This window comes from Azospirillum formosense (genome assembly GCF_013340925.1).
Classification (GTDB): Bacteria; Pseudomonadota; Alphaproteobacteria; order Azospirillales; family Azospirillaceae; genus Azospirillum; species Azospirillum formosense.
Genome location: NZ_WHOR01000379.1, coordinates 1 through 4,277 on the forward strand (window position 1 = coordinate 1; position 4,277 = coordinate 4,277).

At 69.9% G+C, this 4,277-nt stretch carries 3 protein-coding genes and 1 pseudogene; all 4 read right to left on the reverse strand.

Annotated features, from left to right (window positions below; all coding sequences use genetic code 11):
* A pseudogene (locus GBZ26_RS27630) lies at positions 1 to 474 on the reverse strand (electron transfer flavoprotein subunit alpha/FixB family protein); the annotation flags it as partial.
* 35 nt (positions 475 to 509) lie between these two features.
* Positions 510 to 1,259, reverse strand: coding sequence for an electron transfer flavoprotein subunit beta/FixA family protein (locus tag GBZ26_RS27635; RefSeq protein ID WP_174441553.1), 750 nt, complete (start codon positions 1,257 to 1,259; stop codon positions 510 to 512).
* 30 nt (positions 1,260 to 1,289) lie between these two features.
* Complete coding sequence (locus GBZ26_RS27640) at positions 1,290 to 2,741, reverse strand: FAD-binding oxidoreductase (protein WP_079285096.1); 1,452 nt, start codon at positions 2,739 to 2,741, stop codon at positions 1,290 to 1,292.
* A 29-nt stretch (positions 2,742 to 2,770) separates the two neighbouring features.
* The gene (locus tag GBZ26_RS27645) at positions 2,771 to 4,225 is read right to left on the reverse strand and encodes an aldehyde dehydrogenase family protein (protein WP_174441554.1); all 1,455 of its coding nucleotides are present in this window, start codon (positions 4,223 to 4,225) and stop codon (positions 2,771 to 2,773) included.
* Between the last annotated feature and the right edge of the window lie 52 nt (positions 4,226 to 4,277).

Consider the following 4,277-nt stretch of genomic DNA (forward strand, 5'->3'; position numbering starts at 1 on the left):
CGTGGCGGCGGCCGCCTCGAAGGCGGTGGTGCGCACCGTGACGACCTTGATCGGGTCGGCGGACTTCACCGTGGCGATGGCGTTGCCGGCGTAGATCGGCCGCTCGAACGTGTCGGCGGAGACCACCCCGGTGATGTCGGAGATCGCCGCGACGTCGAGCAGGGCGGCGACCCGCGGCAGCAGGTTCTTGCCCTCCGACGAGGCGGCGGCCAGCACATGGCCGTAGCCCTTGGCGAGGTTGACGACCAGCGGCGCGACGTTCTCCGGCAGCGGGTGGGCGTAGGCCGCGTCGTCGGCCAGCAGCACCTTGGCCACCCCGGCCACCTTGGATGCGGCGTCGGCGACGGCCTGCGCGCCCTGGCCGGCGACCAGCACATGGATGTCGCCACCGATCTTGGCGGCGGCGCTGACCGCGTTCAGCGTGGCGGCCTTCAGCGTGGCGTTGTCGTGTTCGGCAATGACGAGAATGGACATGTCAGATCACTTTCCCTTCAAGGCGCATTGGCCCCTCAGATCGCGCGGGCTTCGTTCTTCAGCTTGTCGACCAGGGCGGCCACGTCGGCAACCTTGACGCCGGCCTTGCGCTTGGCCGGCTCGGCGACCTTGAGCGTGGTCAGGCGCGGCGCCACGTCGACGCCCAGCGCGTCGGGGGCCAGCGTCTCGATGGGCTTCTTCTTGGCCTTCATGATGTTGGGCAGCGAGGCGTAGCGCGGCTCGTTCAGGCGCAGGTCGGCGGTGACGACCGCCGGCAGCGTCAGCTGCACGGTCTCCAGGCCGCCGTCGATCTCGCGGGTCACGGTGACCGAGCCGTCGCCCGGCACGACCTTGGAGGCGAAGGTGCCCTGCGGCCAGCCCAGAAGGGCGGCGAGCATCTGGCCGGTCTGGTTGCAGTCGTCGTCGATCGCCTGCTTGCCCAGGATGACCAGGGTCGGCCCCTCCTTGTCGACCAGCGCCTTGAGCACCTTGGCGACGGCCAGCGGCTGCGTCTCGGCGTCGGTCTGGACCAGGATGCCGCGGTCGGCGCCCATGGCGAGGCCGGTGCGCAGCGTCTCCTGCGCCGCGGTCGGGCCGACGGTGACCACGATGACCTCGGTCGCCTTGCCGGCTTCCTTGAGGCGGACGGCCTCTTCGACGGCGATCTCGTCGAAGGGGTTCATGCTCATCTTCACGTTGGCGGTCTCAACGCCGGAACCGTCCGCCTTGACGCGGATCTTGACGTTGTAATCGACCACCCGCTTGACCGGGACGAGGACCTTCATGAGTTTCATCCTTGACTGGCGGAACCGCGCTCAGGCGCGCAGGATCTTGCCGGGATTCATGATGTTGTGCGGATCGAAGGCGCGCTTCAGCGTCGCCATCATGTCCAGCTCGACCGCCGACTTGTAGCGCGGCATCTCGTCGATGCGCAGCCGTCCGATGCCGTGCTCGGCGGAGATGGAGCCGCCCAGCTCGACGACGATGTCGTGGACGATGGCGTTGACCGTCGCCAGCTTCGCCTTCCATTCGGCCGGGTCGCCGCCCTCCGCCTGGATCGGGTTGAAGTGGATGTTGCCGTCGCCGAGATGGCCGAACGCGAAGGGGCGGATGCCCGGGCATTCCCGCTCCAGCGCCGCGTTGGCGCGGTCGAGGAAGCGCGCCACGCGGGAGATCGGCACCGACACGTCGTGCTTGAAGGACACGCCCTCGCGCTTCTGGCCCTCCGGGATGCCCTCGCGGATGCGCCACAGCGAATCGGCCTGGGCCTTGGAGGCGGCGACGACGCCGTCCAGCACCTCCCCGGCCTCCATCCCGGCTTCCAGGATGCCTTCCAGCATCTCCATCAGGCGGTTGCCGCCGTCCTGGTCGGCCAGCTCGACCAGCACGTACCAGGGATAGCGGTCGCGCAGGGGGTCGGGCACGTCCGGCACATGGCGGCGGGCCACGTCGATGCAGTCGCGCTGGATCAGCTCGAAGGTGATGATGCGGTCGCCGGCGACGCCCTTGGCGCGGGTCAGCAGATCGACGGCGTCGCTGGGGGCCGACACGGCGACCAGCGCCGTGGCGGTGGCGCGCGGCAGCGGCGACAGCTTCAGCACCGCGGCGGTGACGATGCCGAGCGTGCCCTCCGACCCGATGAAGATCTGCTTCATGTCGTAGCCGGCGTTGTCCTTGCGCAGCCCGCGCAGCCCGTCCCAGATCCGCCCGTCGGGAAGCACCACCTCCAGCCCGGCGACGAGGTTGCGCATGTTGCCGTAGCGCACGACCTGCACGCCGCCGGCGTTGGTGGCGATGTTGCCGCCGATCTGGCAGGAGCCCTCGGCGGCGAGGCTCATCGGGAACAGCCGGCCGATGTCGCGCGCCGCGTTCTGGATGTTGGCGAGGATGCAGCCGGCCTCCACCGTCATCGTGTCGTTGTCGATGTCGATCTCGCGGATGCGGTTCAGCCGGTTGGTCGAGAGGACGATCTCCGTCCCGTCGGCGTGCGGCTGGCTGGCCCCGGTCAGGCCGGTGTTGCCGCCCTGGGGCACGATGGGGGTGCGCGTCTCGGCGCAGATGCGCACCACCGCGGCCAGCGCCTCGGTGCTGTCGGGCAGAACCACGGCGGGCGAGCGGCCGACCCAGCCGTCGCGCCAGGACTCCATGAAGGGCTGCATGGTGCCGGGATCGGTGATCAGCCCGCGGTCGCCGACGATGGCGTGGATGGGGGCGAGCACGGCCGTCGCGAAGTCCGGCCGCCCGGCGGTCAGGGTGTGGTTGGACAAGAAGGCTCTCCCTGGGCTTCGGTTCGGCGTCACAGCGCGCGATAGGCCGTCTTGATGATGGTGTAGAACTCGATGGCGGAGCGTCCCTGCTCGCGCGGGCCGTAGCTCGACATCTTCCGGCCGCCGAAGGGGACGTGGTAGTCGACGCCTGCCGTCGGCAGGTTCAGCATGGTCATGCCGGCCTGGATGTTGGCCTGGAAGTGGCGGGCGTGCTTCATCGAGTTGGTGATGATGCCCGACGACAGGCCGTAGTCGGTGTCGTTGGCCACCGCCAGGGCTTCTTCGTAATCCTTGACGCGGATGATGCTGGCGACCGGGCCGAAGACCTCTTCCCGGTTGATGGTCATGGCGTTGCTGGTTTCGGTGAACAGCGTCGGGGCGAGGAACCAGCCGCGCGTCGGCCGGTCCAGCCGCCCGCCGCCGGAGGCCAACTGCGCGCCTTCCTTCAAACCGGTGTCGATGTATTGCAGATTCTTGGTCAGCTGGAACTCGTCGATGACCGGGCCGATCTGCGTCTCCGGCTGCAGGGCGTGGCCGACGCGCAGCGCCGCCATCCGCTCCGTCATCGCGGCGACGAAGGCGTCGTGGATGGAGTCCTCGACGATGAAGCGGCCGGTGGCGGTGCAGCGCTGGCCGGCGTGGAAATAGGCGCTGTTGACGCCGATCTCGGCGGCGCGCTCCGGGTCGGCGTCGCCCAGCACGACCAGCGGGTTCTGGCCGCCCAGCTCCAGCTGGACGCGGATCATCCGCTCCGCGCAGCGCACGGCGATGCGCCGTCCGGTGTTGACCGACCCGGTAAAGGACACGGCGTCCACCGCGTCGACCACGGCGGCGCCGACGTTGGGGCCGGCGCCGATCACCAGATTGAACAGGCTCGCGGGCATGCCGTGGGCCTCCAGCGCCTCCGCGATGAGGCGGGTGACGGCGATGGAGATGCCGGGGGTTTTCTCCGACGGCTTCCAGATCACCGCGTTGCCGAAGGCCAGCGCCGGGGCAATCTTCCACATCGGCGTGGCGACCGGGAAGTTCCAGGGCGTGACCAGGCCGATGACGCCGACCGGCTCGCGCGTCACGTCGACCTCGACGCCGGGCCGGACCGAGCCCAGCGTCTCGCCCGGCGCGCGCAGCGCCTCGGCGGCGAAGAAGCGGGCAAGGTGGGCGGCGCGGGTGATCTCGCCCAGCGCGTCGGGGATGGTCTTGCCGCCCTCGGTCGCGGCGATGAGGGCCAGCTCGTCCTTGCGGTCGAACAGCGCGCGGGAGATGGCGTCGAGCACCAGCGAGCGCTGCTCCACCGTGGCGGCGCGCCATTGCGGCTGGGCGGCGCGCGCCGCGGCGACGGCCTCCGTCACGTCGTCGGCGCCGGCGAGCGAGTAGGAGCCGGCCAGCTCGTCCAGATTCGACGGGTTGAAAATGTCGAGCCGGTCGCGGCCCGGACGCCAGGAGCCGGCGATGAAGTTGGTGATGCGATCGGAAGCGGGGGACATGTTGGTTTTTCTCCGGGGACGTTCTTTGGTGGCGCTGGTGCTGCCCCCATCC